Annotated in this window: 26 protein-coding genes and 1 riboswitch; of the genes, 11 read left to right on the forward strand and 15 right to left on the reverse strand. The window is 65.4% G+C overall.

Annotation, left to right across the window (positions count from 1 at the left end; genetic code table 11):
* Positions 1 to 167 precede the first annotated feature (167 nt).
* Entirely contained in the window at positions 168 to 1,508 is a 1,341-nt protein-coding gene (locus REH65_RS33025; protein ID WP_406690641.1) for a multicopper oxidase family protein, read from the forward strand.
* A gap of 68 nt (positions 1,509 to 1,576) precedes the next feature.
* Here the strand turns inward: REH65_RS33025 and REH65_RS33030 are convergent, their stop codons facing one another.
* From REH65_RS33030 to REH65_RS33040, 3 genes are all read right to left on the reverse strand, one after another.
* Positions 1,577 to 2,545, reverse strand: a complete 969-nt coding sequence (locus tag REH65_RS33030) for a M56 family metallopeptidase (RefSeq protein ID WP_406690642.1) — start codon at positions 2,543 to 2,545, stop codon at positions 1,577 to 1,579.
* On the reverse strand, positions 2,542 to 2,901 hold the full coding sequence (locus REH65_RS33035; RefSeq protein WP_406690643.1) for a BlaI/MecI/CopY family transcriptional regulator: 360 nt from the start codon (positions 2,899 to 2,901) through the stop codon (positions 2,542 to 2,544). The genes REH65_RS33030 and REH65_RS33035 overlap by 4 nt, the downstream gene beginning before the upstream one ends.
* 81 nt (positions 2,902 to 2,982) lie before the next feature.
* Positions 2,983 to 3,804: a F510_1955 family glycosylhydrolase gene (locus REH65_RS33040; protein WP_406690644.1), complete on the reverse strand. Its 822-nt coding sequence runs from the start codon at positions 3,802 to 3,804 to the stop codon at positions 2,983 to 2,985.
* Between the two features lie 712 nt (positions 3,805 to 4,516).
* Between REH65_RS33040 and REH65_RS33045 the strand changes: the two genes are divergently transcribed.
* From REH65_RS33045 to REH65_RS33055, 3 genes are all read left to right on the forward strand, one after another.
* Positions 4,517 to 4,798 carry a metal-sensitive transcriptional regulator gene (locus tag REH65_RS33045; protein WP_406690645.1) on the forward strand — a complete coding sequence of 94 codons (282 nt, stop codon included), beginning with the start codon at positions 4,517 to 4,519 and terminating at the stop codon, positions 4,796 to 4,798.
* A 533-nt stretch (positions 4,799 to 5,331) separates the two neighbouring features.
* A complete protein-coding gene (locus REH65_RS33050; protein WP_406690646.1) occupies positions 5,332 to 5,538 on the forward strand; it encodes a heavy-metal-associated domain-containing protein in 207 nt (68 codons plus the stop codon).
* A gap of 18 nt (positions 5,539 to 5,556) precedes the next feature.
* The gene (locus REH65_RS33055; protein WP_406690647.1) at positions 5,557 to 5,799 is read left to right on the forward strand and encodes a CDGSH iron-sulfur domain-containing protein; all 243 of its coding nucleotides are present in this window, start codon (positions 5,557 to 5,559) and stop codon (positions 5,797 to 5,799) included.
* Positions 5,800 to 6,068: 269 nt separating this feature from the next.
* Here REH65_RS33055 and REH65_RS33060 read toward each other — a convergent pair whose 3' ends face one another.
* Both REH65_RS33060 and REH65_RS33065 read right to left on the reverse strand, forming a co-directional pair.
* On the reverse strand, positions 6,069 to 7,238 hold the full coding sequence (locus REH65_RS33060; protein WP_406690648.1) for an NAD(P)/FAD-dependent oxidoreductase: 1,170 nt from the start codon (positions 7,236 to 7,238) through the stop codon (positions 6,069 to 6,071).
* The gene (locus REH65_RS33065; protein ID WP_406690649.1) at positions 7,235 to 7,441 is read right to left on the reverse strand and encodes a ferredoxin; all 207 of its coding nucleotides are present in this window, start codon (positions 7,439 to 7,441) and stop codon (positions 7,235 to 7,237) included. The genes REH65_RS33060 and REH65_RS33065 overlap by 4 nt, the downstream gene beginning before the upstream one ends.
* 186 nt (positions 7,442 to 7,627) lie before the next feature.
* Between REH65_RS33065 and REH65_RS33070 the strand changes: the two genes are divergently transcribed.
* The gene (locus REH65_RS33070; RefSeq protein WP_406690650.1) at positions 7,628 to 8,302 is read left to right on the forward strand and encodes a class I SAM-dependent methyltransferase; all 675 of its coding nucleotides are present in this window, start codon (positions 7,628 to 7,630) and stop codon (positions 8,300 to 8,302) included.
* 409 nt (positions 8,303 to 8,711) lie between these two features.
* On the opposite strand, the gene REH65_RS33075 is transcribed toward REH65_RS33070, so the two are convergent.
* The 4 genes from REH65_RS33075 to REH65_RS33090 all read right to left on the reverse strand — a co-directional run bounded on the left by REH65_RS33075 (position 8,712) and on the right by REH65_RS33090 (position 14,464).
* Complete coding sequence (locus REH65_RS33075) at positions 8,712 to 11,018, reverse strand: heavy metal translocating P-type ATPase (protein WP_406690651.1); 2,307 nt, start codon at positions 11,016 to 11,018, stop codon at positions 8,712 to 8,714.
* Between the two features lie 14 nt (positions 11,019 to 11,032).
* Positions 11,033 to 11,989, reverse strand: a complete 957-nt coding sequence (locus REH65_RS33080; RefSeq protein WP_406690652.1) for a hypothetical protein — start codon at positions 11,987 to 11,989, stop codon at positions 11,033 to 11,035.
* Positions 11,990 to 12,030: 41 nt separating this feature from the next.
* A complete protein-coding gene (locus REH65_RS33085; protein ID WP_406690653.1) occupies positions 12,031 to 12,237 on the reverse strand; it encodes a heavy-metal-associated domain-containing protein in 207 nt (68 codons plus the stop codon).
* 1,369 nt (positions 12,238 to 13,606) lie between these two features.
* The gene (locus REH65_RS33090) at positions 13,607 to 14,464 is read right to left on the reverse strand and encodes an NlpC/P60 family protein (RefSeq protein ID WP_406690654.1); all 858 of its coding nucleotides are present in this window, start codon (positions 14,462 to 14,464) and stop codon (positions 13,607 to 13,609) included.
* Here REH65_RS33090 and REH65_RS33095 point away from each other — a divergent pair.
* Positions 14,463 to 14,639, forward strand: coding sequence for a hypothetical protein (locus tag REH65_RS33095; RefSeq protein ID WP_406690655.1), 177 nt, complete (start codon positions 14,463 to 14,465; stop codon positions 14,637 to 14,639). The two genes, REH65_RS33090 and REH65_RS33095, sit on opposite strands and share 2 nt — an antisense overlap.
* Before the next feature lie 316 nt (positions 14,640 to 14,955).
* Here the strand turns inward: REH65_RS33095 and REH65_RS33100 are convergent, their stop codons facing one another.
* A complete protein-coding gene (locus tag REH65_RS33100) occupies positions 14,956 to 15,846 on the reverse strand; it encodes a GH25 family lysozyme (RefSeq protein ID WP_406690656.1) in 891 nt (296 codons plus the stop codon).
* 865 nt (positions 15,847 to 16,711) lie between these two features.
* Between REH65_RS33100 and REH65_RS33105 the strand changes: the two genes are divergently transcribed.
* From REH65_RS33105 to REH65_RS33120, 4 genes are all read left to right on the forward strand, one after another.
* Positions 16,712 to 17,095, forward strand: a complete 384-nt coding sequence (locus REH65_RS33105) for an anti-sigma factor family protein (RefSeq protein ID WP_406693288.1) — start codon at positions 16,712 to 16,714, stop codon at positions 17,093 to 17,095.
* Between the two features lie 9 nt (positions 17,096 to 17,104).
* Positions 17,105 to 18,343, forward strand: coding sequence for an IS701 family transposase (locus tag REH65_RS33110; protein ID WP_406690657.1), 1,239 nt, complete (start codon positions 17,105 to 17,107; stop codon positions 18,341 to 18,343).
* 1,300 nt (positions 18,344 to 19,643) lie between these two features.
* A riboswitch (cobalamin riboswitch) is annotated at positions 19,644 to 19,818 on the forward strand.
* Positions 19,819 to 19,847: 29 nt separating this feature from the next.
* The gene (locus tag REH65_RS33115) at positions 19,848 to 20,039 is read left to right on the forward strand and encodes a CbtB-domain containing protein (RefSeq protein WP_406690658.1); all 192 of its coding nucleotides are present in this window, start codon (positions 19,848 to 19,850) and stop codon (positions 20,037 to 20,039) included.
* A gap of 12 nt (positions 20,040 to 20,051) precedes the next feature.
* Positions 20,052 to 20,804 (forward strand): CbtA family protein, encoded by a 753-nt coding sequence (locus REH65_RS33120; RefSeq protein WP_406690659.1) that lies wholly within the window; start codon positions 20,052 to 20,054, stop codon positions 20,802 to 20,804.
* Positions 20,805 to 20,914: 110 nt separating this feature from the next.
* On the opposite strand, the gene REH65_RS33125 is transcribed toward REH65_RS33120, so the two are convergent.
* Positions 20,915 to 21,436 carry a copper resistance protein CopC gene (locus tag REH65_RS33125; RefSeq protein WP_406693289.1) on the reverse strand — a complete coding sequence of 174 codons (522 nt, stop codon included), beginning with the start codon at positions 21,434 to 21,436 and terminating at the stop codon, positions 20,915 to 20,917.
* A gap of 324 nt (positions 21,437 to 21,760) precedes the next feature.
* Between REH65_RS33125 and REH65_RS33130 the strand changes: the two genes are divergently transcribed.
* Positions 21,761 to 22,072 (forward strand): alkylmercury lyase, encoded by a 312-nt coding sequence (locus REH65_RS33130; protein ID WP_406690660.1) that lies wholly within the window; start codon positions 21,761 to 21,763, stop codon positions 22,070 to 22,072.
* A 297-nt stretch (positions 22,073 to 22,369) separates the two neighbouring features.
* Here the strand turns inward: REH65_RS33130 and REH65_RS33135 are convergent, their stop codons facing one another.
* The 4 genes from REH65_RS33135 to REH65_RS33150 all read right to left on the reverse strand — a co-directional run bounded on the left by REH65_RS33135 (position 22,370) and on the right by REH65_RS33150 (position 24,912).
* Positions 22,370 to 22,591 (reverse strand): heavy-metal-associated domain-containing protein, encoded by a 222-nt coding sequence (locus REH65_RS33135; RefSeq protein WP_406690661.1) that lies wholly within the window; start codon positions 22,589 to 22,591, stop codon positions 22,370 to 22,372.
* Between the two features lie 13 nt (positions 22,592 to 22,604).
* The gene (locus REH65_RS33140) at positions 22,605 to 23,663 is read right to left on the reverse strand and encodes a sulfite exporter TauE/SafE family protein (RefSeq protein ID WP_406690662.1); all 1,059 of its coding nucleotides are present in this window, start codon (positions 23,661 to 23,663) and stop codon (positions 22,605 to 22,607) included.
* Between the two features lie 111 nt (positions 23,664 to 23,774).
* Positions 23,775 to 24,230, reverse strand: a complete 456-nt coding sequence (locus REH65_RS33145) for a hypothetical protein (RefSeq protein WP_406690663.1) — start codon at positions 24,228 to 24,230, stop codon at positions 23,775 to 23,777.
* 262 nt (positions 24,231 to 24,492) lie between these two features.
* Entirely contained in the window at positions 24,493 to 24,912 is a 420-nt protein-coding gene (locus tag REH65_RS33150; protein WP_406690664.1) for a heavy metal-responsive transcriptional regulator, read from the reverse strand.
* Positions 24,913 to 25,125: the final 213 nt, after the last annotated feature.

Below are 25,125 nucleotides of genomic sequence, written 5' to 3' on the forward strand. Positions count from 1 at the left end.
GCGCTGGGCTGGCCGCAGTGGGGGTGGCGCAGGCGTGCGGCGCAGCTGGGCCTGCGTCACCTGTACCCGTTGGTCCGGCATCGCCTCAGATTGCCGAGCTGGAGCGAACGCGGCGGGCCGCTAACGCCCGGACGGTCGACGCCAATCTCCGTGCCAAGGCGAGCACCGTGGATCTTGGTGGGATCCAGGCGCAGACCTGGACCTTCAACGATCAGCTCCCTGGGCCGGAAATCCGGGTGCGTCGTGGGGACGTTCTCCGGGCGCGGTTGGGCAACGAGCTGTCCCAGGACACCTCGATTCACTGGCACGGCATCGCGATGCGCAACGACATGGATGGCGTGCCAGGACTGACTCAGGATCCGGTTCGACCTGGTGCGACGTTCGACTACGAGTTCGCGGTCCCGCACTCCGGAACGTACTTCTTCCACCCGCACGTCGGCGTCCAGTTGGACCGCGGGCTCTACGCCCCCCTGATCGTCGAGGATCCGGATGAACCGGGTCGCTACGACGCCGAGGCGGTCATCGTGCTGGATGATTGGCTGGACGGTGTGACAGCTGGCCCCGACGCGAAGCTCGACGAGCTGCGACGGCAGGGCATGTCGATGGGCGGTATGGACCACGGTGGCATGTCGGGCATGGGTGGTATGGACCACGGCAGCATGCCCGGGATGTCCGGTATGGAAGGCATGAGCGGGGCGTCGCCCTTGGGGTCTGACGCCGGCGACGTGGACTACCCGCACTACCTCATCAACGGACGGGTGTCGACGGCCCCGACCACCGTCAACGCCAAGCCGGGGCAGCGGCTTAGGCTGCGCATCATCAATGCCGCGGGGGACACCGCTTTCCGCGTGGCGCTCGGCGGCCATCGCATGACCGTGACCGAGACCGACGGCTTTCCTGTGGACCCGGTGGAGGCCGACTCCCTGTTGATCAGCATGGGGGAGCGGTACGACGTGCTCGTCACGCTCGGCGACGGCGTGTTCCCGCTCGTGGCGTCTGCCGAGGGCAAGGAGGGGCAAGCGATGGCACTGGTCCGTACGGGCTCAGGCTCGGTTCCGCCTGCCGATGTCCGCCCTCGTGAGTTCGACGGCAAGGCCTTGATGGTCGATGGGTTGTCGGCGGTGGAGGCCGTCCGGTTGGCGCCGAAGCAGCCCGATCGCACGCATGTCCTCGAACTCGGCATGGACATGTCCGTCCCCTACCGGTGGACGATCAACGGCAAAGCCTTCGAGGAACACCAGCCGCTGCCGACCGCGCAAGGTGAGCGGGTGCGGCTGCGGTTCGTCAACAAGACGATGATGTTCCATCCGATGCACCTGCACGGCCACACCTTCCAGCTCGTCGATGGGCGAGGTTCAGGGGCTCGCAAGGACACGACGATCGTGCTGCCGATGCAGACGGTCGATGTGGATTTCCAGGCTGACAACCCCGGCCAGTGGATGGTGCACTGCCACAACATCTACCACGGCGAGGCCGGAATGATGACGACGCTTTCCTACATGGCGTGAGAAGAGACGCGGCCCTCGAGCGCACGGGTGTTCGAGGGCCGCGAAGGCCTTCTCGGCTGCAGGTCGCGTCAGCCTGCGAAAGGGAACGGGCAGGAGACTGTTCCGATCGCCATGAGCACGCCCATGCCGGCCAACAAGGGCGAGGAGGCGGCGATCGAGGTCGCAAATCCGGCCATGATGAGTCGTTTGACGATGCTTGAGCTTGCCCTGAGCTTGTCGAGGTGCTGCAGGCGGAGTTGGGTGCAGCTCTCGGCCATGCCAAGAACGAGCTGGGAGGTGGTGTGTCCGCTCTCGTCGGCCATGATCCGCAATGCCGACCGAACCGCTGCTGGGCTGTGCGTTCGTGCTGCGGCGCGGTCTGCCGCCAGCTCCACGGCCATGCGGACAAGGCGAGGGGAGTGTCGTGTCAGCGGCACCCACGGGACTGATTCCGCCAGTGCTTCGGCCAGACCGACCAGCATGTGGTGGCGTCCGCGCAAGTGGGCTCGCTCGTGCTCGATGACGGCGTCGGCTTCGGCCGCGCCGAGCTCATCCCGTACTCCCTGGGTCGCGACGACGAACGGTGGGATTCCTGCGACGCTGTAGGCCAGCGGTTTGGGATGCGGCAGCCACATGGTGCTGAACCGGCCCGCCTCGGCTTCTGCGGTGATCAAGAGCAGTTCGAGGTGGCGCTCGTGCATGCGGCGTTGCTGCCGCGTGAAGCGCAGCAAGCCGCGGCCGAGTAGCGTGGCCACGATCGAAACCGGCACCAGCAGCACCAGCGCGGTCAATTCGTGCAGCTGCGGCACGGCGCCGTGCCGCAGAGCCGTCCAGCAGTGGTGGACGAGCTGGACGAGGATTGGTTTCGGGCCGTGCGTGGGCAGCAGAACGACCAACAGCGTCGCGAGCACGGTCAGAAACGTCGCAGTGACGAGCACGAGCCAAGTCACGAGTACGACCTGCGGCTCGACCCTGTGTTTGATCATCCGATCGAGCACAGCGGGAGCACTGCTGGCGACGAGGACGACGCCCAGCAGCAGCGCCAGAGCGACGATCATCGCTTCGACCGGCGGCGCAAGCCTCGCCGGAGAGCGGCCGACTCGTCTTCGGACACCGACTTGGCGAAGTGCAGCAGCACCGCCTCCGGATTGCCGCTGGCGTCCAGCAGCTCGCGAACCGCGCGTCCAGCAGCCTCTTCCCGGCTTTCACTGGGCGTGTACTGGTAGGCGCGGTTGTGCATCTCGCGTTCGACCCAGCCTTTTCGGTGCAGGTTGTCCAGCACCGTCATAACGGTCGTGTACGCGAGGTCGCGGGTCCCGTTGAGTTGGGTCAGAACCTCGCGCACCGACATCGAACCGTCGGCCTGCCACAGGACGTCCATGACGGAGCCTTCGAGCTCACCCAGACCTTGCATGCCACCTCCCCAGACTGAACCGAGGATACGGGCTCATCTGCGCGATCGAAATGTGGTCCCGGTGTCGTGGTGGACAACCGCTCAGGTGAGGGGCGTGCGCAGCTGGAAGGTGCGACCGCCATCGGACGACACCATCACGGCGCTCTCGGTCGCGACGTACCAGCGGTTGCCGTCGACCGTCATGGCCTGCGGTGCGCTGGGGAGCTGTCCGCGCGGCTCCCATGTTGCGCCGCCGTCGGGACTCACGTAGGTGCGGCCCTGCGGATCGACGCTGTGGAGCTGGTCGGGCTTCGACCAATCGAGGAGGTAGAGCAACGGTGCGCCGGGAATGAGGGCGAAGGTTCGGCCGCCGTCGGTGCTGCGCATCGGGCCCTGCTCGGTAGTTGCGAGCAGTTCTGCGGGTGAAGTCGGACTCACCGTGAAGTCGGCCAACGGCACCGATGCCCGTCGCTCCCAGGACGTCCGGTCGGGGCTCACCATGAGCCCGGTTGCGCTGCTGTAGCCGAAGACCTGACCGTGCTTGGCCTCAAGGCCGTGGAAGTCGACCTGCCCGGACAAGGACAGTGGATTCCAAGTCCGTCCACCGTCGGTGCTCTCGATCAGGCCGAGGTTCGCCGGTGCGCCGGCGATGCTGGGATCCGGGTGCCCGCTTCCGAGGAATTGGCCTGGTCCGGCGACGGTGAAGCCCATCGTGTCCTGTTGCAGCTCGCTGACCCGCTCGGGCTTGCCGTTGTCGGGCAGGCGGAACATCCCGTTGTGGGTTGCCGCGTAGAGCACCCCGTTGGCTGGGTCCACTCCGAGGCCGTGCACGTGGGTCATGGCCTGGCTGCTCGAGTCATCGACACCGCTCTCGCGGCCGCTCCGGCTTATCCATACCGCTGCAACCACCACTGCGATGAGCACCAACGCGGTGGCTGATGCCACCACGGTCCGGCTCCGTGTGCGTCGTGGGTCCGTGGTAGGCCCGAGAGGTCTTTGGGGTGACATGTGGTTCCTGCTCGATCAGCTGCCAGTTCCAGGGGTGAGCGTGATGATGATTCGTTCCCCGGACGTTGCTTACTAAGGCTACTAGTACTTCGTTAGCCAGCCTGCTTGCCGGTCCGTGATTGAAGTTACAGACGAACTCTCCTGCGCATGCTGGGCCTGCGCTATGCCGATGTGCGAGCTGGAGGCGAGCATTCCGCTCGTTGGTTCGATGCGTCTGCCGACACGTCGGCAGACGCCCGTCGGCGACCTTGATGCGGCCGGTGTTGTGGCGGGCGGCGCAGCACCAATCGCGGTCCGTGGGGCCAGGGGCGGGTGCGCGGCCAAGGATGTGCCCGTTAAAGGCGAAGGAGCCGTCCCGAGCGGGGGTGCTGCTGATGGCCGCGCCCGAAGTGGGTGAGATCGGCTCGAGGTGCGGCTGCAAACGGTCGACGCGGAGATCGTCGTCTGGACGACCATAAAGACGATCAAACCTTCGGCCAGTGCTTTCGGGAAGTCACAACACCGCTGAGTCAAGGCTGGGCATAGGGATTCAGCATCATGGGATTTCTCGCGGATCTCTTCCCGGTCAACAGCGGTACGTTACCCGGAGGGGGTACTATAGGAATCCAGCGACTGATGGGAGTTGGCGATGCACGGCTACGCCCAGGACAAGGAGAACTATCAGAAGCGCCTGCGGCGCATCGAGGGCCAGGTGCGCGGTTTGGCGCGCATGGTCGAGGAGGACAAGTACTGCATCGACATCCTCACGCAGGTCTCAGCTGTGACGCGTGCACTGCAGGCCGTGTCGATCGGGCTTCTGGACGAGCACCTCAAGCACTGCGTTGCCGAGGCGATGGTCGAAGGTGGCCAGGCTGCCGACGCAAAGGTCAAGGAGGCCAGCGATGCGATTGCCCGCCTCGTGCGGTCATGAGCTGCAGGCGGAAAACTGGCCGAGGTGGTGACAGGTGCCGAGGTTGCCCCTGAGTCTTTGGTCGGCAAAGCGGTATGGCGAGTTGACGGCACACTGGCTGACGCGTGCCTGGCGCGCGTGGTTGGTGGCATGCCGATCGGGGAGTCAGAGCTGCCCGCGTTGGTGATGGATTTTGGTTGGCACGCCACGGGGCCTCTGCTGCCTGCTTCTCGGCGCCTCACACGCCACAAGGCCACCCATTAGCACCAGCCGAGAAGTCTAGATTCGCGGCCTTGGCCTGACGATATGTCCCGGGCGTGCGGTGATTGCCGGTTGGGCGGTGTTTGCTCGCACCTTGCCGTGCGCCCGAAGCTTGAAGGCCCACGTGCGTGGTGACGCACACGAAGAAGGTCCCGGTGAGAAACCTTCTCGTCGGGACCCAGTTCTACCTCCAGGCGTGCGCTCGCCCCGCAGCACGTTTGTGCTCGTGGATCCTCTGGACTAGTATCAAAATACCCTACAGGGGTACCGTTAGTTCGATGGAAGGGGATTCAATGAGTGAAAGCACCTTCATCGTCAAAGGGATGACGTGCTCCGGGTGCATGAGCAAGGTGTCCACCGCAGTCACGGCCGTCGATGGTGTTACCGATGTCGATGTGGACATCAGCAACGGTGAGCTCACGGTCATCAGCGAGTCGCCCGTCTCCCCCGAGGTCATTCGCAACGCGGTCAACGAAGCGGGTTACGAGGTCGCGAGCTAAGGGGACTAGCGCGTGTCGATGGACGAAGCCGCTTCGGTCGAACCGGCGGTAGTGATCAAGACGGTGGACAATGGGCCGTACCAGGTGAAGGGCCCCATCAAGGTCGTCGACCACGAGAACAACGTCTACGAGCTCGGGCCCGGCCGTACTCGGTTGCTGTGCCGTTGTGGGCTCTCGGAGAAGAAGCCGTTCTGCGACGGCTCCCACTCGCGGCAGGGATTCGTCGCCGCGGAGCGGGTGAACGGCGAGTCAACCGAATAGAAGCAGCATGCCAGTGGTGGGGCGCTCAAGATGCGCCCCACCACGGCAGTGCTACTTCTGCGTCGTGCGCCGGCATGCGGCCAATGTGGATGCGGTTACGTCGACAGCCACGTTGCCGATTCGCCCTTTTCTGCTAGCCACAGCGTTGATGTTCGGGAGCAGTTGGTGGCAGCACAGATGCACGGCTGCTTCCAGACGTAGGTGCACCGTTCGCCACTGAAATGCCTGTCGCGGGCATAGGAGTGTTCGCATCGCCGGTCCTCTATTGATCAACTTTGACGGTCAACGGTGAGCTCGCGATGTGTTTGCACCAAACGGGCAGGCCAGTTGACCGAGACCGTGCCTACCAAACGGCGGTTGTCGTGGAAGTCGATGGCAAAGCCCTTTCCGCCCATTTCCGGATCCCCCGGTTCTCCGTTGGTCGGGCTCCCGACCACCTGAATCCGGTGGTCGTAGAAGTCCGTCCAGAACGTCGGCGGCGCACTCCGGCGCGAGTGCGGTCTCTCGAGGATCGTGGCAGCCGCGATTCTCGCGTGTGCTCCGGCGGTGCTCCAGTGCTCGACGCGGATTGGGATACCGCCGAGCGGAGGTGTTGGAGCTCGTGCGACGTCGCCGATCGCGAGCACGCCGTCCAACGATTCGCCAGTTGGTTTGAGTGCTCGCAGCGACTGATCCACGAGTACGCCGTCGCTGATGTCCAGGCCGGTGCCGTGAAGCCATTCCACATTGGGCACCGTGCCGATTCCTGCTACCGCGAGGTCTGCCGCAATCCCCGTTCCGTCACTGAGGACTGCGCGGTGGCGGTTGTCGGATTCGAACAGTTCCTGGACCTGTGTGCCGAAATGCGTCCGCACGCCTCTGCTGCGATGTTGCTGCCAGAGCCACCGTGCTGCGTGCTCGCCCAGCGCGGCTTGAAGGGGCAGGGGAGTGGTGTCGACGACGTCGACCTCCCAGCCGCGCCGCACCGCGGCTGCGGCGAGTTCGGAGCCGATGAAGCCTGCGCCGACGAGCAGGAGACGTCCTCGCTTGGACACCAGCGCACGGCGGATCCGGAATGCGTCGTCAGCGGTTCGGAGCGTGTTGAGCTGCGGTGCAATCGGTAGGGGGCGAGCCCGGCACCCGGTGGCCAGAACCGCGGTGTCGTACCGGACGAGTCGTCCGTCCACCAGCTCAACCTGCTTGTCGGTTGTGTCGAGTGAACGAGCCGGGCAACTCAGCGTCCAATCGACCGCCTTCGCGTCCGACTCCGCCAGCAAATGGGGAAAAGGCGGTTCCACATCGTTGACAAGCATCCCCTTCGACAGGGGCGGGCGATCATAGGGCGGGTGCTGCTCATCGCCGATCACGATGACCCGTCCGCGGAAACCCGCTGCTTGCAGGGCTTGGATCAGGCGGGCGCACGCAAGCCCGCCGCCGACCACGACCACTTTGTCGCTCATTGGCGGGCCCCGCCGTCGTCGAGGATCTTGATCGCGGCGGCCGGGCAAGCGCGAACCGCTTCCAGGACATTCTCCTGCTCGGAGTCTGGCGGTTCGGCGACGAACTGCGTGTTGCCGTTCTCATCGATCTCGAAGACCGATGGAGCAACAAGCGCGCACATTCCGTGTCCTTCGCACCTGTCGAAGTCGATGTTGATGCGCATCGGAACGTCCCTCCTGATTTAGAGTACCCCCCTAAGGTATAAATACAGGTCGACGAAAGGCAATCCCTGCGTCGGGAAACTTTGGAGTGGTAACGCGGAACTGCGACAGTCTTGAGAGGCAGGAACTTTTTACAATACCCCTGTTGGGTATAATCTGTCATAGAGTTCGTCATGACCTTTGTGTCCGTGTATGACGATCAGCCGAGAGCGGGTGGCGCGACGATGTTGATGAACCGCGTGGAGACAGCGCTGGTGAACTCTCCGCCCCGACGGTGGCTTCAGCGCTTCTACGAGGTGCGGCTGCTGACTGCGTTGGGTGCGAGGACACCGGGGGCGAGAGCGGTCGAGATCGGCTGCGGCCCCGGTTTCGGTACCACGTTGATCCTCGACAAGTTCGGTGCCGCCAGCGTTGATGCGGTCGACCTGGACCCGGCGATGATCAACCGTGCCGAGCGGCGGTTGAGGCGGTACGGCGACAGCGTCCGACTGGCGCAGGGCAGCGCCACCAACCTGGACGCGGCATTCCATGCGTTCGGCGGAGGTGCGGACGCTTCCTACGACGCGGTGTTCGACTTCGCGATCATCCACCACATCCCGAACTGGCGCGACGCGCTGGCCGAAGCCGCCCGGGTGCTCAAGCCGGGCGGGCGATTCTTCTTCGACGAGGTAACCGCCACTGCGCTGATGCGGACCTCGTACCGGGTGCTGTTCGATCAACCCAGCGAGGATCGGTTCACCACTGGGGAATTCCTGGCTGAACTGCCCCGCCACGGTCTGGACATCGGCGAGCGGTGGACGACTCGGGTCGGCGGAGATTACCTTGTCGGCGTGGCCTTCCGCAGCGACCGAGGGAGACCGTGATCGTGAGTTTTCGCCGTACACGCGGAGCTTTGGTCGGACGGCACACGCCGGAGTCTGCCGTGCTGTGCCGTTGAATCCAGCCCCTTCCCCCGAAGTCGAACGCCCGAACAACTGTTCAGTGCTGAGCCTGAGGACCTTTTCGCTCGGTGTCGTCTTGCCCGGACTGCCGGGATGCAAGTGCCCCGTTAAGAAGTCACCCGGAGACACAGATCTTTGCGGTCGGGTGCACTCCAAGTTCGGCGCACAGCTTGCGATGGGCGTCGCCCGCCGCAGTGCGGCCGACTGGAGAAGGTGCGGACTGGTTTTACTGGCCTTGGCGTGACGCGTAGCTCATGGAACCGTGTGTCTCTCTAGACAAAAGATGTGGTCGTGCACCGAGGTGCACGACCACATCGGACGAGTGTCGAGCTCAGCCGCGAGTTGCTGCCAGTGCGGGTTTGGTCCCTTCAGCGTTGGGCAGTGGTTCGGAGGTGATGGTGCTGCGGAAGCGACGCAGCCGCAGGCTGTTGCCGACGACGAACACCGAGCTGAACGCCATGGCTGCACCCGCGATCATCGGGTTGAGCAGTCCGACGGCTGCCAGTGGTAGGGCAGCCACGTTGTAGGCGAAGGCCCAGAACAGGTTGCCCTTGATCGTGCCCAGCGTGCGGCGGGAGAGTCGGATGGCGTCGACCGCTGCGCGCAGGTCACCGCGCACCAGGGTGAGGTCGCTGGCCTCGATCGCCACGTCGGTGCCGGTGCCCATGGCCAGACCGAGGTCGGCCTGGGCGAGCGCGGCGGCGTCGTTGACGCCGTCACCGGCCATGGCGACCGCGCGGCCTTCGGATTGCAGGCGCTTGACGACGTCGACCTTGTCCTGTGGCAGGACTTCGGCGATGACCTCGTCGATGCCGACCTCGGCGGCCACCGTCTGCGCCACGGCTTCGTTGTCGCCGGTGAGCAGCACGGGCTTGAGCCCGAGCTTGCGCAACCCAGCGATCGCCTCGGCGGAGGTGGGTTTGACGGTGTCGGCCACCTCCAGGACGGCGCGGGCAGCGCCGTCCCATGCCACCGCGACCGCCGTGCGACCCCGCTTCTCCGCTCCGGCCTGCGCCTCAACAAGGTCTGCCGGCAGAGGCTGGCTCCACTGATCAAGCAGGGCCGGTCGTCCGACGAGCACCGCGTGTCCGTCGAGAACGGCCTGAACCCCCAAGCCTTCGACATTGGTGAAGTCTTCAACGGCGGGGAGCCTTCCGACGCGGTCGGCCGCGCCTTGTGCGATCGCCTTGGCGATCGGGTGCTCCGAGGCGTGCTCGGCAGCGCCCGCCAGGCGCAGCGCCTCGTCCTCGTCCGTTCCGGAGGTGGTGTGGATGGTCACCAGCGACATCTGTCCGCTGGTGACGGTGCCGGTCTTGTCCAGCACGATGGTGTCGATGCGGCGGGTGGACTCCAGGACCTCCGGGCCCTTGATCAGGATGCCCATCTGCGCGCCCCGGCCCGTGCCGACCAGCAGCGCGGTCGGGGTGGCCAAGCCCAGTGCACACGGGCAGGCGATGATCAGCACCGCCACGGCAGCTGTGAACGCCGCGGTGGCTCCGGCATCAGAGCCGAGCCAGAACCCGAGGGTTGCGACCGCCAGCCCGATGACGATCGGCACGAAGACGGCGGAGATGCGGTCGGCCAGCCGTTGGACGGCAGCCTTTCCGTTCTGGGCGTCCTCGACCATCTTGGCCATCTGCGCCAGCTGGGTGTCGGCCCCGATACGGGTCGCGCGGACGACCAGTCGCCCGCCGGCGTTGACGGTAGCGCCCACGACGGCGTCACCGACGCCGACCTCGACGGGTACGGATTCGCCGGTGAGCATGCTCGCGTCCACCGCGGAGGTGCCTTCCTCGACCACTCCGTCGGTCGCGATCTTCTCGCCAGGGCGGACGACGAACTGGTCGCCAACGGCGAGCTGGTCGGTCGAGATGCGCTCCTCCCGGCCGTTGCGGATAACGGCGACGTCCTTAGCGCCCAGCTCCAGCAGCGCCCGAAGCGCCGCGCCCGCGCGCCTCTTGGAACGAGCCTCGAAGTAGCGCCCGGCGAGGATGAACGTGGTCACCCCCGCGGCGACTTCGAGGTAGATGTTGCCGTCGCCGCTCATGCGCTGGATGGTCAGCTCGAACGCGTGAGTCATGCCCGGTGTGCCAGCGCTGCCCAGCAGCAGCGCGTAGAGCGACCACAGGAACGCGGCGAGGGTCCCCATGGAGATCAGGGTGTCCATCGTGGCCGCGCCGTGACGCAGGTTGGTCCACGCGGCCTTGTGGAAAGGCCACGCACCCCACGCCACGACCGGCGCGGCGAGCGTTAGTGAGATCCACTGCCAGTAGGTGAACTGCAAAGCTGGCACCATTGCCAAGACGATCACCGGTACCGACAGCACCACGGAGAGGATCAACCGGTCCCGCAGGGACTTCGTCGGGTCCGCTTCTGGGGCCCCCTCTTCTTCGGCTGCCTGGGGCGGAGCGGGCAGCTCGGCCGTGTAGCCAGCCGCTTCGACCTGCTTGACCAGTTGTTGCGGGTCGATCCCCTCGGGAAAGGTGATCTTGGCCTTCTCCGTGGCGTAGTTGACCGTGGCAGTGACACCATCGAGCTTGCCGAGGCGTTTTTCGACTCGTGCGGCGCATGAGGCGCAGGTCATGCCGCCGATGGCCAGCTCGATCTCCGTCGTGGGGCCCTGTGTTTCAGTGCTCATCGAGGTTCTCCTGTTCACCCGTGGCCACCGTGGCCATCGTCGGCGGGCGGAGGGCTCTGCCGGCCGCTGACCTGCTGTGCGGCAACTGTGAATTCGGCGGTGCGGACCTTGCCTTCGTGCTGGAAGTCCAGGAACAGGCGGTAGGTGCCGTCGGAGGGGACTTCGGCCTGGAAGGCGATGCCCGGCCCGGCGGGTGTGCGCCCATCGCCCGGCGTGCCCGTGGGGTGGACATGCAGGTAAGCCAGGTCGCTGGTCCGTAGTGCGACGAGGTGGCCGTAGGCCGCCAGGTAGGGCTGCAGGTTGCTGACCGGGCGTCCGTCCTTGCTCACGGTCAGTGTGACCGGCGACGAAGTGCCCGCGACCAAATCGCCGTCCAGACGTACCTGGTAGCCATCGACTTCAGCGATTCGGGAGGGCTGGGGAGCCAGCGGTGTGAAGGTTCCCGGGGCTGAGACGTCCACGCCGAGTGTCTGCGCCTCGCTGCCGGTCGGTGCGAAGTCCGCGAACACCCGATAGGTCCCGCCATCGGCGAACCGCAGCGGGACGTGCCAGGTGCCGTCCGGGTTCATCTCGGGGTGGATGTGCTGGTATCCGGCCGTGTCCCGGCGCACAACGATGAGGTGCATCTGCTTGTCGTGCTCAGTGTCGAACCGGGTGACCGGTAACCCGTCCGGGCCGGTGATGCGGAAGGAGAACTCGTCGGTGCTGCCCGGCGCGATCAGTGTCGTGGTGGGCGCGAGGGTGTAACCGCCACTGGTTGACGCCAGCCCTGCCGGAGTGCCCTGCGGGGTTCCTGTGGTGGTGCCTCTGTTGGTGTCCCTTGCCTCGGAGTTCGCCTGGTCGGGGTGTCCGGCGTGCGCCTGGGCGCTGCTGGACGTTAACGGGCCGACAGCGGATCCGGCGGCCCACGAGCCGCCGAAGGCGACCGCGAGCACCGCGCCGTAGGCGCAGAGCTTCGCTGCTGTGTTCATTGCAACCCTTTCGCTACCGGATCCGCTGGGATCCGTTCTCGTCAGGAAGCGAGCTCGTAGCCGGCTTCCTCGACGGCTCCCCTCACGTCGTCGTCGGACACCGGCTCCGAGCTGTGCAGGGTTACGGCACCGGAGGACAGGTCCACGGACACGTCGGAGACGCTGGCGATCTTGCTGACTTCCTCGGTCACCGACCGCACGCAGTGCTCACAGGTCATCCCGACCACGGTGTAGTTCGTCTCGATCACGATGACAGTCCTTTCGCGCTCTCTTGTCGGCTGCGTCGGCCAACATGCACCATTAATACCCTAGGGGGGTACTGTAGTCAACCTCTGCGAGGTTGAGGTCAGCTGCCTTTCCGGCGCTCGGAACAGCACGCGTGAGGGCTGGTGGGGGTAGAGGGGTTGGGTCGGCCATCCGTGGCTGGTGCGAGGGGCGGAACTGCGCTCCTTCGTTGCTCGCCGAGCTGTGCTCAGAGCCGCGCGATCTTGGCCATCTCCCACGATCTGCGCGGCCAACTCGCTGTCTTGCCGAGTAGTGGTGATGGACGGGGCGGGCCACGACGGGGCGGCAGGGCGCTCTCGTCAGAGAACCGGTTTGCTAGTTCGTCGCGCGCGATGTGGTCGTCCAGACATTGCGCGCTCGAAGTCGTAGCCTGGAAGTGAACCCGCTTCCGACTGGTGTCGCGCCTGTTGCGCGTCCTGATCTAGGTGGCGACCGATGCGTTGGATGCAACTTGCCGCCCGTGGAGGCCTGCTGGCTCTGCTTGCCTCGGTTCTGATCGGTTGTGCGGGTGGTGGCCAAGCGCCGCCTGTGCCGACGCCGGGTGCTCCCGCTGGGCCGCCTGCTCCCGGGAAACCGGGTGTCGCGACCGTCGGGCTCCGCGATTTCGCCCTTGATCTATCGCAAAACCCGATGGCGCCCGGAACGTATACCTTCATTGCGGAGCAGCGAGGCCAGGCGCCTCACGCGCTGTCTATCGAAGGGCCAGGCGTCTCGGAAGTGACCACGCCTGTCATCCCGCGCGGAGGTGGCAGTCAGCAACTCACAGTGACGCTGCAGCCCGGGACGTATGAGCTGTGGTGCCCTGTTGGCGGGCATCGACAGCAAGGCATGGAATCGCGCCTCACCGTGCGATGAGGCAGGCTTGCCTGCACTCCGCGCGGACCGTGCCTGGCAGATGTTCTTGCCGCTGGTCCAGGGGCGCTTCTTAGCTATCTACTGCATTTGTAGTACAGGGGTGAGGTCCACGCCTGCAGGCGGCACCTCCACCGGTACACATACCCGCGTGTGCGGTCCATGCCGCCGCGGCACAACGCCCTGCCGGGGCAGCGGGGACGAGGTGCCAGCCAGAAGTGGAGGCTCTCCAGCCGCTCATCCCGTCATGGGGACCTGACATCTGCCGCAACTCTCGCGCCGTGCCTCCGAGCATGCTCAAGCTGCCCGGATTCTTGTTGCGCCGACTCCGGAGGCCGTCCGGCAATAATGGTCATGCAGACATCTTCGACCGGACCGCACCATCTTGACGTCGGGGACCAGCAGTGCCGGGCTTACCCATCAGGACAGCGCTGTCGGTCTGATGGGTAAGCGGATCGAAAAAGGATGCTGCGGGGCGGGTCACCCCACGATCCGGCGCGCGCCGATGTAGTGGCCGTCGCCCTTGATCGAGCGCACGTCTACGAGCTGCCCTTCGGTCGGTGCGTCAACCATCTTGCCGTCGCCGACGTACATGCCCACGTGGTGGATCTGCGAAGGATCGCCGCTGCCGTCGTCGTAGAAGACGAGGTCGCCGGGCTGGAGTTGGTCCTTGGACACTGGCCGGCCAACTGACCACTGGGTGCGGCTGCTCGGTGGGATGGAGATGCCGGCCTGCTTGTACGCCCACTGGGTCAGTCCTGAGCAGTCGAACGTGGTCGGGCCCTTCGAGCCCCACACGTACTCAGAACCGCGCTTGGACAACGCTGCCTGCAGTGCCGCGTTCGCTGCCCCGGGCGGCCCGAGGTACTCGCCATCGTCGACCGGACCTTGCAAGCGTTTCCGGTCGGAATCGTCGAGGTCGTTGAGAGCCTGACGGACGGTCTTGATCTGGCTGTCGAGATCCTTTTTGCGCTGTCGGACTTCACCGACGAGACGAGCAGCTTCGTCGGTGGCCTGTTGCGCGCGGGTCTCGGCTTCTTGAGCTTGCTCACGAGCGCGTTGAGCGCGCTGAGTCGCGTCCTTGAATCCGTCGAGCACCTGCTTGTTGTCGGTGGCCAACGCGCCGAGCATAGTGGCCTGGTCGAGGAAATCATCCGGGGACTTGCTGGTCAGCCCAGCAGTGAATTCGTCCACGCGAGTTCCACGGTAGGCCGAACCGGCGAGGCGGTCGACGTCGCCCTGGAGTCGCGTTTGCTCGCTCCGGGCTTGCTCTTCGACCGTCTTAGCTTGCGCGACCGAGGCTTTGGCCTTGGCCAGCTCGGATTCGTTGGAATCCATGGCCATCTCTGCGTCGCTGATCTTCCTCGGCTTTAGCCGCTTCCGCCCCGAGTTTCTTGTATTCCTCAAGGGGGTCCGAGGGCTGCGCGCCAGCGGGGATCGCGATGGTTCCGGCCATCACGGCAATCGCGGAGGCCGCGAGCGCTGCCTTCATCGACTGTTTGAGTCGGTGTGAAGCCACGTTGCGAAAGTCTCCTCTGTCCTGGCGGGATCTTGCGCTTGCGATGAGCGGATCCCACCTCACGGTGTGTCAGCGAGGGCTCCCCGCGGCCCGATCGCGAAAGCTACTCGAAAGATCCTCAGATGTCTACTACGGCCAATCGTAGGTACGCACGGGAATTGATTGGTCACACTCCGTTCCATCGGTGCTGGGGAGACTCGTCGCCGGTGAAAGGCGCGTGCTGGTGCCACGCTCCGGGAGACGCATATGGAACGGGCCGCCCGCGGTTGCGCGGACGGCCCGTTCACGTCGAGTTTCGGTCGGTACTGGGTCAGCTGGCCAGTTGCTTGAGGCGCTCCATGCCCTCCTGATACTTGTTCAGGTCGGTGTTGCCGCCGATGCCGGCCACCTTGCCCTTGTCCGTGTACTGCCAGAAGTCCCAGTTGCCGAAGCCGTTGGGGACCGAGGGGCTGTCCACGCCGTAGGACGCCAGCCACAGCGCGTGGTCGCCGAAGGTGTCTGTGCTGCCCATGCACTGCTTCCAGAACGACGGGTTGGCGTAGATGATCGGGTCCTTGCCGGTGCGCTCCTTGACCTTGTCGTTGAATGCCTGGGTCCACTGGTGCATCTCGTCAACCGACAGGCCGTAGCAGCCGCCGCTGTTCGGATCCACTTCCAGGTCCAATACCGGCGGCAGGGTCTTGCCGTCGCGTTGGTAGTCGGCGACGTCGAGGAAGCGGTTCGCCTGCGCATCGCCCGAAGACTTGTCCGGCCGCGCGAAGTGGTAGGCGCCCGCGATCAGACCGGCGTCCTTGGCGCCGTGGTACTGCTCGCTGTAGCGCGGGTTGCTGAAGCTCGTGCCGTCGGTGGCCAGGACGAAGGTGAACTTCTTGCCGTCGCCAGCGACTTTGCCCCAGTCGATGGCGCCGTTGTGGTTCGATACGTCGATGCCCTCCACCGGCGGGCCAAGCGGGGCCTCCGGCGCCGGTGGAGAAGTGGTCGGGTCCACCGGCGCGGGGGTCGTCTCTGGCGCGGGCTGCTCGGCCTGCGGCGGGGTGGCTTGGAATGGCGTGATCTGCTGGGGTGCTGCCTGAGGAGCCGGAGCCTGCTCCGGAACCGCCATGGCGGCCTCCTCGACCTTGGCTTCGCTGGGGCCGGTGGTCAGACTGCCGATCACCAGGCCCACCATGCCGACGGCGGCGATGCCAGCGCCAACCTGCACCGACCTTTTCCGCGGAGCGTGTCGCACTGATGCGGGGAGCTTTTCGACGTGCGGCGCAACCCTCTCCCGGAGACGCCACACAAGGGGTGCTTCTTTGGCACGCCGTAGCAGCGGTGCCAGCAATCCGCGGTCAGACGCCTCGTCGGGGGTCGAGGCGCGTTCGTGCTTTTTGGGGGATTCGGGGCTCATGAAGCCCGAGGCTTCAGCACGGAGCGTGCATGCGCATCGCGGTTTATACGCGCATAGCTACCTGCATTAATGCGTTTGGGTTACTAGAAATATGGTTTATAATTACTGAATGTGATATTTGGGGGTCGGTGGTGGAGTATTGGCGACCCACGTCACAGCTCCGAAATGCAGGTGTGTGCCACAGCGGTCGGCGATCGTCCGCGGCTCATAACCGTAACCGGGAGGTGGCCGCTAGCCCGGAAGCGGTTGGCCGCCATTCCGCCGGGTTCGCAGATTTTTGCTGATCAAGGCGTTGCCCGGTCGTCTCTCGGGTGCGTGCGCAGCGGGCGCCGATTCCAGTTGGCCGGTCATAGCTGCAGCTCCCCAGCTGCTCCAGCGACGGCCGTGCCAGTGCGGGGCCCGCACGTATGCGTCTCAGTGATGTGCCGAGCTACGACCTTGATCACTTGTTGTTTTGAACCAGAAGGGGGCGAATGTCGTGTACATGGATTGGTTCTTGGGTGAAGTGAACGTGGGCCGCACTCGGAGATCACGACCGAAGCAGGGTTTGTGCTAGCTGATCCGGAACGGAGCGTGAGGGCTTGGGTGGTCGCCGGGGCTGCCGTCAGGCTGGAGGCGGTTAGGCCCTGAGCATCGGCTTGGTCGGCGGAATCTTGAGGTGAGGAGCGTGCCACCGGTGAATGATCGAATTGAGTCGAGGACGGATCCACTAGCGGTCCTTGATGCCGCGTATGTTCTCGGCGCGCTATCGCCTGAGGACACGTCCGCGTTTGAAGAACACCTGAGTTCTTGTGAGTCCTGTGCGCGTACCGTTCAAGAACTTTCTCGACTACCCGAGTTGCTCGCGATGGTCAATGACAAGCACGTTCCCGGTCAGCCGCAGGACCCGGATCGGCTGCCCGCCCTGCTGGCCAAGGTCCGCTCCCGGCGTTGGAGGACGATCGCCGCCATGTTCGCCGCCGTTCTAGCGGTGGCGTCTTATTTGGCGCTGGTCACTCGTCGGCACTGCTGTCCGACGCCTAGTAGTGCTTTGTTAGGTGTGGATCTTGGTGTGGGATGATCTTGTGTTGTGAAGCAGGGTGATCTCGCTCGAGTGCGTGGCCGGCTGGAAGAGTTCGCGGCGGAGGTGTTCGCGGCGATGGTGCGGTCTGATCAGCGGGCCAAGGGCGAGACGTATCTGCGGGGGTTGTTGCTGGACGGGCGGCGGAAGTCGATGCAGCCGATGGCCGAGCGACTTGGCGTTGATCACCAGGGGTTGCAGCAGTTTGTCTCGTCGTCGACGTGGGAGGTCTCCGCGGTGCGGGCCAGGTTGGCCCGGCTTGCCCATAAGACGGTGGCGCCGGGGGCGTGGGTGGTTGATGACACGGGCTTTCTCAAGGACGGCAAACGATCTCCGTGTGTGGCGCGACAGTACACGGGCACGGCCGGCAAAGTGACCAACTGCCAGGTCGGGGTCAGCGTGCACATGGTCACCGATGTTGCTTCGGCGGCGGTGAACTGGCGGTTGTTCGTGCCACAAAGCTGGGACGATGTCTGCGCGGTCGAGGATGGCTTGGCGGCGGAGGTGGTGCAGCGTCGTGCGCGCTGCGCGATCCCGGACACGGAGCGGAACCGTCCGAAGTGGATGATGGCGGTGGAGATGCTCGATGAACTGGCCGAATGGGGGCTTGCGCCGCCGGTGGTTGTCGCCGACGCCGGCTACGGCGACAACGCCCATTTCCGGGCCGCGTTGGAGGATCGCCATTTGTCCTACGTGGTGCAGGTCAAGGGTGAAGCCACCGCTCATACCATCGACGCGGTCCCGGAGTTGCGGCCCTATTCCGGGCGCGGCCCGCGCCCTGGGCCCCGGTACCAGGACAAGCCGATCAGTCTGCGCCAGCACGTCCTTGGCGCTGGACGCGACGCTGGCACGACCATCACGTGGCGGGAAGGCTCCCGAGGCAAGCTCAGCTCGGAATTCGTCGCCATGCCTGTCCGTGTCGCCGGACGCAAGCCACGCCTGCAACCGGATGGATCGCTGCCTGCACGGTGGCTGATCGCCCAATGGCCGCCCGATACCGAAGAACCCATCAAATACTGGATCTCGAACCTGCCCGCCGACACACCGGCCACAGAGTTGGTACGGCTGGCCAAGATCCGCTGGCGCATCGAGCACGACTACCGCGAACTCAAAACCGGCCTCGGACTCGACCACTTCGAAGGCCGATCCTTCACCGGCTGGCACCGCCACGTCACCCTGGCCTCCGCAGCACACCTGTTCCTCACCACCCTCCGCCTGAACAACCCAAAAGCATCTGGGGCAGCCTGACCCTCTACAAGGTCATCCGCGAGCTGCAAACACTGCTCGCCACCTGGTCAGGCACCTGCCCCACCTGCCACCAACACATCCACCGATTACCGACCTAACAAAGCACTACTAGGACGTGACGGGCAGCGGAATGGAGTGCTGGTTGAGTAGGAAGGTGCCGCGGAAGCATCAAGTGTCACTGCGGGCTGGTCGAACAGAAGAGGAACTGATCGAAATCTGTTGCCGTGCGTGACGAGCGGCGGCTCTGCGACAGGCCCGCCTGCTCGGCTCGCTGAGCAACGGACGCAAGATCGCGATTGTGGGCAACCGCGTCAATGGCGCAGCCGTGCTGGTTGCCGCGGATGTTGGCGTCGCGATGGGAACCTCAGCCGTGTTCGGGATACGCCGCCCGTTGCAGTGGCGCACAACCGGCTCGACCGGCTTCCGCCGGCTTGGGTGGGCGACCGGCCCTGTCGAATGGTGTTGCGAGCCGCTCTTGGCCGTGGCTGCTGATGCCTGGGATGGCTGTGCGGGCAGCGGTGGGCCCGTCGCTGTCGGGTCATCGCGGCTTCCGGCGTGGGGCGTTGTGGAGTACGCATTCTGTGCAGTAGCCAGTGCCGGATCGCCATAGCTGGCAGCATGTTCGACGTCGGGACCACAATCCGCTCTGCGTCGCGCCGACGTCGAGCAGGTCTGCTCGGCCGGTCTCAGCGCGCAGTTGCACTGCGGTGGCGAGCACGTCACCTCCGGCCCCGTCTGCGGCGAGCCGTCGCAGCACCTCGCCGAGCAAACCGACGGCGTTGCCCCAGTACTGATCGCTGTCTGCTGGTGGGCCGCCGATAGCTTCGAGTCCACGGGTGAGCGGTGCGAGGAAGTGGGAAACGTTGGGCCACCAGGCGTTGGCGCACGATCGATCACGTAGCACAAGACCGTGCACCAACCCGTCCGCGTCAACCACGACGGATGCTTCGGCCAGCGAAGGGACAGGCCATCCGAAGTGGTGCTCGGGAACTGTTGCGCACAGCGCGAGCCACGAAGCCCGAAAGGCCACCAGAACCGTGCCCGCGCGGTGATGTTGAAATCCGGCCAAACGTTGCCAGGCTTGGACGTTTCGCGCCAAGAATCCGTTGGTCTCGTCGCAGTACGACTCCCATGCCAGGACCTCGTTGGCGCCGGCGAGGGGCCGTGCCAGCGAGCGAGTGGTCTGGTCCAGAGCGGCTTTTGATGAATCCTGCACCCCGGCATTGGACCTGATGTGCAGGAGAACCGATGCAGTGAGGTTCGTCGCGGGATCGGCTGTTGTGGGCTCGGCGATCTCCTCGTACTCTTCTGCTGCCGCAGTGCACGGGAAGCCGGTGGAAATCCGGCGTGGTCCTCGCCACTGTGACCGGGGAGCGACCCTGATCTCGCCACTGGGCACCGCGTTGGTGTCTGGGAAGGCCAAGGGGAGCGCCGATCCGGAAGCCAGGAGACCGGCTGCGGCAGTAACACCACGTTCCACGAGAGATGGAAGGCAGGTTTTGACATGACCACCGCTGGTCTGCCCGCTGCACAGCGCATCCAAGTTCCCGTCTGGGCTTGGGCCTTGGCCGCGTTCGCGATCGTTCTGCTCTACGTCGTGCTTCAGGAAAACGGTGCCGTGCTCGCGCAGGCGGCGGACACCGTCCACGAGTTCACGCACGACGGCCGCCACGCTCTCGGCGTGCCCTGCCACTGAACGGGGACACCCATGAGCTCGCCATTCGCCACTTTCCTGCGGCGGGGCTTGCTGGCCGGGCTGCTCGCCGGCCTCACGGCCGCATTGGTCTCGCTTCTGCTGGTCGAAACCCCGCTCCGCGCTGCGCTCGATGTCGAGGAAGCACGCCCGCAGGCCGCCGGTGAGCACGCCCACGAGGAATTGTTCAGCCGCTCCACTCAGGTGGTCGGCGGCATGGTCGCCGCCCTTGTCGTCGGGTTGGCGATCGGGGCGATCTTCGCGGTCGTGTTCGCCCACAACCGGCACCGGCTGCCCGCACGCACCGATTTCGGACGGAGCCTCCAGCTCGCTGCGGCCGGGTTTTTGGCCGTGTCGCTGCTACCGGCGCTGAAGTATCCTGCGAACCCACCAGGGGTCGGGGCTCCGGAGTCGGTCACTTTCCGCACGGTCGCGTACTTCTCGCTGATCGTGGTGGGCATCGCGATCCTGCACGCGGTGGGCTACCTACACCGGTACCTGGCCGTTCACGGTTGGTCGCAGGCACGCCGCAGTACCGCTGCAGCTGTCGGAGGCATCGTGTTGACCGGCCTCGTCCTGTGGTCGTGTCCCTCGAACCCGGACCCCGTCCCTCCGGACGTGCCCGCAGCGTTGCTGTGGCGCTTCCGGTTGGCCTCACTCGCTGAACTCGCCGGAATGTGGGCGGTCCTCGGTTTCGCCTTCGGTCTGCTCAACGAGCCCCGAAAACAACGAGTGACCACGACAGCCTCACCGGCAACGACACCATAGCGACGGTCCCCGCCCGGCCTTCGTCACCTCAAGGACGGGCGGGGTCTTAGCTCGCTGCGGGCGCGATTCGGGGTGCTGACAGTGCGTTTGGGTCCAGTTGGGAACGGGACCTAGTGATCGCGGCCCCTGAAGAGAACGACGACCGCCGCAACAGCCAGCAGAAGCGTGAACAAGGCGCCTCCGCCAACCAGCCAGACGAAAGAGCCGGTTTCATAGTTGCTTTCGTCGTGTGGCCTCGAGAGTGGAGCCACTGAGCCATTGTCCGAATAGGCTGAAGGTCCGGCTGTGGAAGCGGGGGCTGCAAATGACGCAGGGGCTGTGGCCCGCTGAGTGCCGGCATGGACGACTTGATGGACCAGTGCGTAGCTTCCGTTGTTCAACAACGGAAATGGTTGTGTTGCAACGTTGTCACGCTGACTCGTTTGCTGTGCTACTGGGAGAGCCTGAACTTGGCCAGTGAGCGCCACGTCGAGCAGGCTCGGGCTGCCTGGTTCGCTGAGGCGGAATCGGCCGGTGCCGGGGGAGTGCTCAAGAGCAACGCCGCTGGCTGGAACGCTTCCGGCCAGGCTGGTATGCGCTGCTGCGGGCAGTTGAATTGCTCCGATCCCGAGGGCCACGATCGTGCACAGCATCGCTCGGCGAAAGATTTTCACAGTTGTGTCGGTGCAGCAGATGAAGTGAGGTTGCGGAGAGGTACGGGTCACCGTCGCTCCTCGTAGTAGACGGCGCACCGTTGTGCCCGAAAGCCGGAGCACCCGCCAGCGTTTCCAGCAGATCACTACGCTGGATAGTAGAGTAGTGAGTCTGAGAGGAATAAGGTGGAGTCAGTGCGCCAGCTCGGCTGGGCTCGCTCCCGACTGAGTACGGCGTGGTGTGCGCGGCAGTGAGCTTGCAGCCAGGGCCGATCGGCGATGCTCAGTGCTGCGTGCGCTGCGAGTGAGGCGGGCGGAACGGCGATGAGGTTGGACATCCTGCAAGTGCCCGACTGCCCGAACGCGCCCCTGTTGCGACAGCGGCTCCAGGACGCGTTCGGCGATGTCGACCTCGAGGTCGCGGTGCAAGTGATCGACGACCCCGCAGTGGCCGTTCGGGCCGGTATGACCGGGTCGCCGACGTTGCTGGTCGACGGGATCGATCCGTTCGCCGAGCCTGGCCTCGCGGCGAATGTGTCCTGCCGGCTCTACCGCGACGCCGACGGTCGAGTCTCGGGCGCGCCATCAGTGTCGCAGCTGCGGCAGGCGCTGCTCGGCCAGAATCCGTCCCGGTGAGGATGATCTCCAGCGCGGACCCAGGTGCGCTGCGGCTTCGGCAGCGCCGTGCACGGAGCTCCTTCTTCGACGCCGGCGCAGCGAATCGTCGACGCTCAGCAGGCCGAGGTACGAACCGTGCGTGGGCCTTGATTCCGCCGGGGTGTGTCAGACGTGATGTGCTCCGGATCCACGGCTCATCGCACGGGTCGCAGTCCGTCCATCGTGACCGTGAGAGCTGAAATCGCACGGCTCGGCGCCGCGCGGTCCTCCGGGTCATCGGAGCACCGCGCGGCGCCGGCTGTCGGTATTCGTGGCTTATCCGATGTGTTCGGCTTGGTAGCCGGCCTCGTCGATGGCGGCGATGACGTCGGTGGGGTTGGACATGGCGGTGTCTAGTTCGACGACCGTGCGTTCGTCCTTCACCGATGTGCGCGTGGAGCGCACGCCGGGTAGGTCTTCGAGAACGTCGTCGATGAGCAGGCTGCAACTTCCGCAGTGCATGCCGGTGACGCGAAAGGTGGCTGTGGTCGTGGGCATTGGGGTCTCCTTGTCAGGCGGCGGTGATCGTGCCGGTGTACATGCCCATGCCGCAGGAGTAGGCCAGCGGTCCGCGGGGTAGCGTGCCGAGCTCGATCGGGGTTTGTCCTCGCGTGGGCAGGATTTTATCGATGCCCAGGGAGGGGATGATGAACGAGCGGATGCATCCCTGGGCGTTGTCCGATTGGATGATCAGTGTTGTGGGCAGGTCCGCGCGGACTTGGACGTTGGCGGGACTGTAGGCACTGGAGCTGGCGGTGACGACCACGGTCTGGTGTCCGTTCTGCACGGTAACGGTGCCTGGCGCCGGGGGTGCTTCGGCGGTGGCCGCTTGGGCGAGTCGGCTGGCGGCCAGCGGCGAACCGGCGAGTTCGAGCCCGCCGTTGAGCGTGTAGAGACCGGTGATCAGCACTGCGATGCCGGTGAGGACGGCGAGTCGACTGCGCCACGCGGTGGCTGCCTTGCGGGCGGCGTAGCCGAGGAGCGCGAACAGCGGGCTCGTGCCAACGACGAATGTCGCCATGATCGCCGCGCCCGACAGTGGTGAGCCGGAGGTCAGCGCCAGCGCTTCCACCGACAGTGTGACGCCGCACGGGATGAGCACGCTGACCAGGCCGAGCAGCGTCGGCGCCAGCGCGGATTGGGAACGCGAGCTGTCGCGCACGATCCGCATCCATGACAGCGGTGGTTCGATGACGATTTTGCGGAAACCGGGCACGCCGAGCTGGGAAAGTCCCAGCACGCAGATCACCACACCGGCGATCAGCTGCAACGCGGTCCTGGTGCCAACTGACATCTGCACGACCGTGCCCAGTGTGCCTAGCAGTGCGCCGAGCACGCTGTGGGAGACGAGCTTGCCGATCAGGAAGCCACCGACTGGTGCGACATCGTCGGCGAGCTGATTGAGCGGCCTCTGGGTTGTTTTGGTCCGCACTGTGGTGTTTCCGGTCTCGGCGGGGGTGGCGTTGCGATGCTGGCGGGTGATCAAGCCGGCAAGCAGTCCGCCCTGGACCGCGGCGCATGAAACACCACCGGCGAGGAGGCCGGTGAGCAAAACTGCGATCAGATCCATGAGGGAACCTCCTGCGAAAAGGAAGAAGTAGGGAAGTCGAGGTAGCCCTGGCTTTCAAGGCGCAGGGTTATGGCCGCACGACGGATCGTGCGGTCCGTGGGCAGACTTCTCCTACGTCCGCAGGATGCAGAGTTGAATGAGACTGGGGGGAAGCGGTGGCGGCGCCCGGGGTGCGGACACGCTGCTCCCGATCAGGCGGAGAACGACGCGCATCTCGGGGCGGCGCAGAATCGCCAGGAGCCCGACGATGACGATCAGGAGTGCCAAGCAGCTCATGAGCACGTTCTTCGGCATAGCGGTCATGCCGTCGTCGACTCTGGCCCCGTCACCGAGGTGCCGGTCCTGAACGCCCGCGTTGGTGTTTGATGCGTCGATGGTGCCGGCAGCCATGGCGTGGCTGGAATCGGATGCCACGTGCTCGGCTGCGGTGGTCATGTCGATGACCGGTGTCATGCCATCGGTGCACTGCGGGGCGTGGAGCAGGGCCAGTCCAGCGATCACCGTGAGCACCGCGACGAGCCGGGCGAGGAATCCTCGCACGGCTCGGACCTGGTGGGACGCACGCATCGGGCCCCAGGTTACGTACGTACTACCGCCACCACGACGCGCCCCCTCGGTTGGACGTGGGATCAAGAACGCGCCAGTTTCGTAGCTGCGGAAGTGTGGGGCGGGGCCAGGTATCGGCCCGCCGCTTGGAGCCACGTCATTGTTTATGAGTCCAGGAATGGAGACGATGGGGCTGGGAAACCCGGCATAGCGGTCTTTCGGGGCGGGCTTAAGTGCGCCTCGGTCGGGCGATCGCCGGAGTGCGATGACTGAGGCTTCCTCGTCACTGGCGAGGGGCGTCGGGAGGTTCGGTTTCCAAGATCCAGCAGACGCTGGCGTAGTCGTGCTCGCTGGGAGGGCCTTGCTCGGCGTGAGCGAGCAGGCGTTCCAGGTGGGTTTCCAGGGTGATGAGTTCGGCGATCTGGGCGCGCACACCGTCCAGTCGTTCGTTGAGGACGTGCCCGACGTGGCTGCAGGGGCTTTCGCCGCGCTCGTGCACGGCGAGGATCTGGCGCACTTCGCGCAAGGTCATCCCGGCAGCCTGGCACCGTCGGATGAATCGAAGCCGGTCGGCGGTGTCCGGACCGTAGTCGCGTTGGCCACTAGGCGTGCGCGAGGGCGCGGGAAGAACGCCCGCTTCCTCGTAGAAGCGAATGGTCTTGGTGTTCGTTCCTGTGAGTTCGGCAACTTCTCCGATTCTCATGTTCCCTCCCCTTGCCCTTCCAGTGCACTGGAAGTGTAACGGTCAGAGTACGCGGCTGTCCGCCGTGGCCACATCGAAGGACCACGTTGAGGAGTGGGCATGACCGAGTCCAGGAGCGGCCGGGCGCAGCGTGTCCGAGGCGTGACGCTGGAGCTGGAGTTGACGAACGGCCGAGCGGCTTCGGTCGCAAACCTCGTTCGCGATCTTCCTGGG

Origin of the sequence: Saccharopolyspora sp. ID03-671, assembly GCF_045278815.1 — a bacterium.
Lineage (GTDB): Bacteria > Actinomycetota > Actinomycetes > Mycobacteriales > Pseudonocardiaceae > Saccharopolyspora > Saccharopolyspora ipomoeae.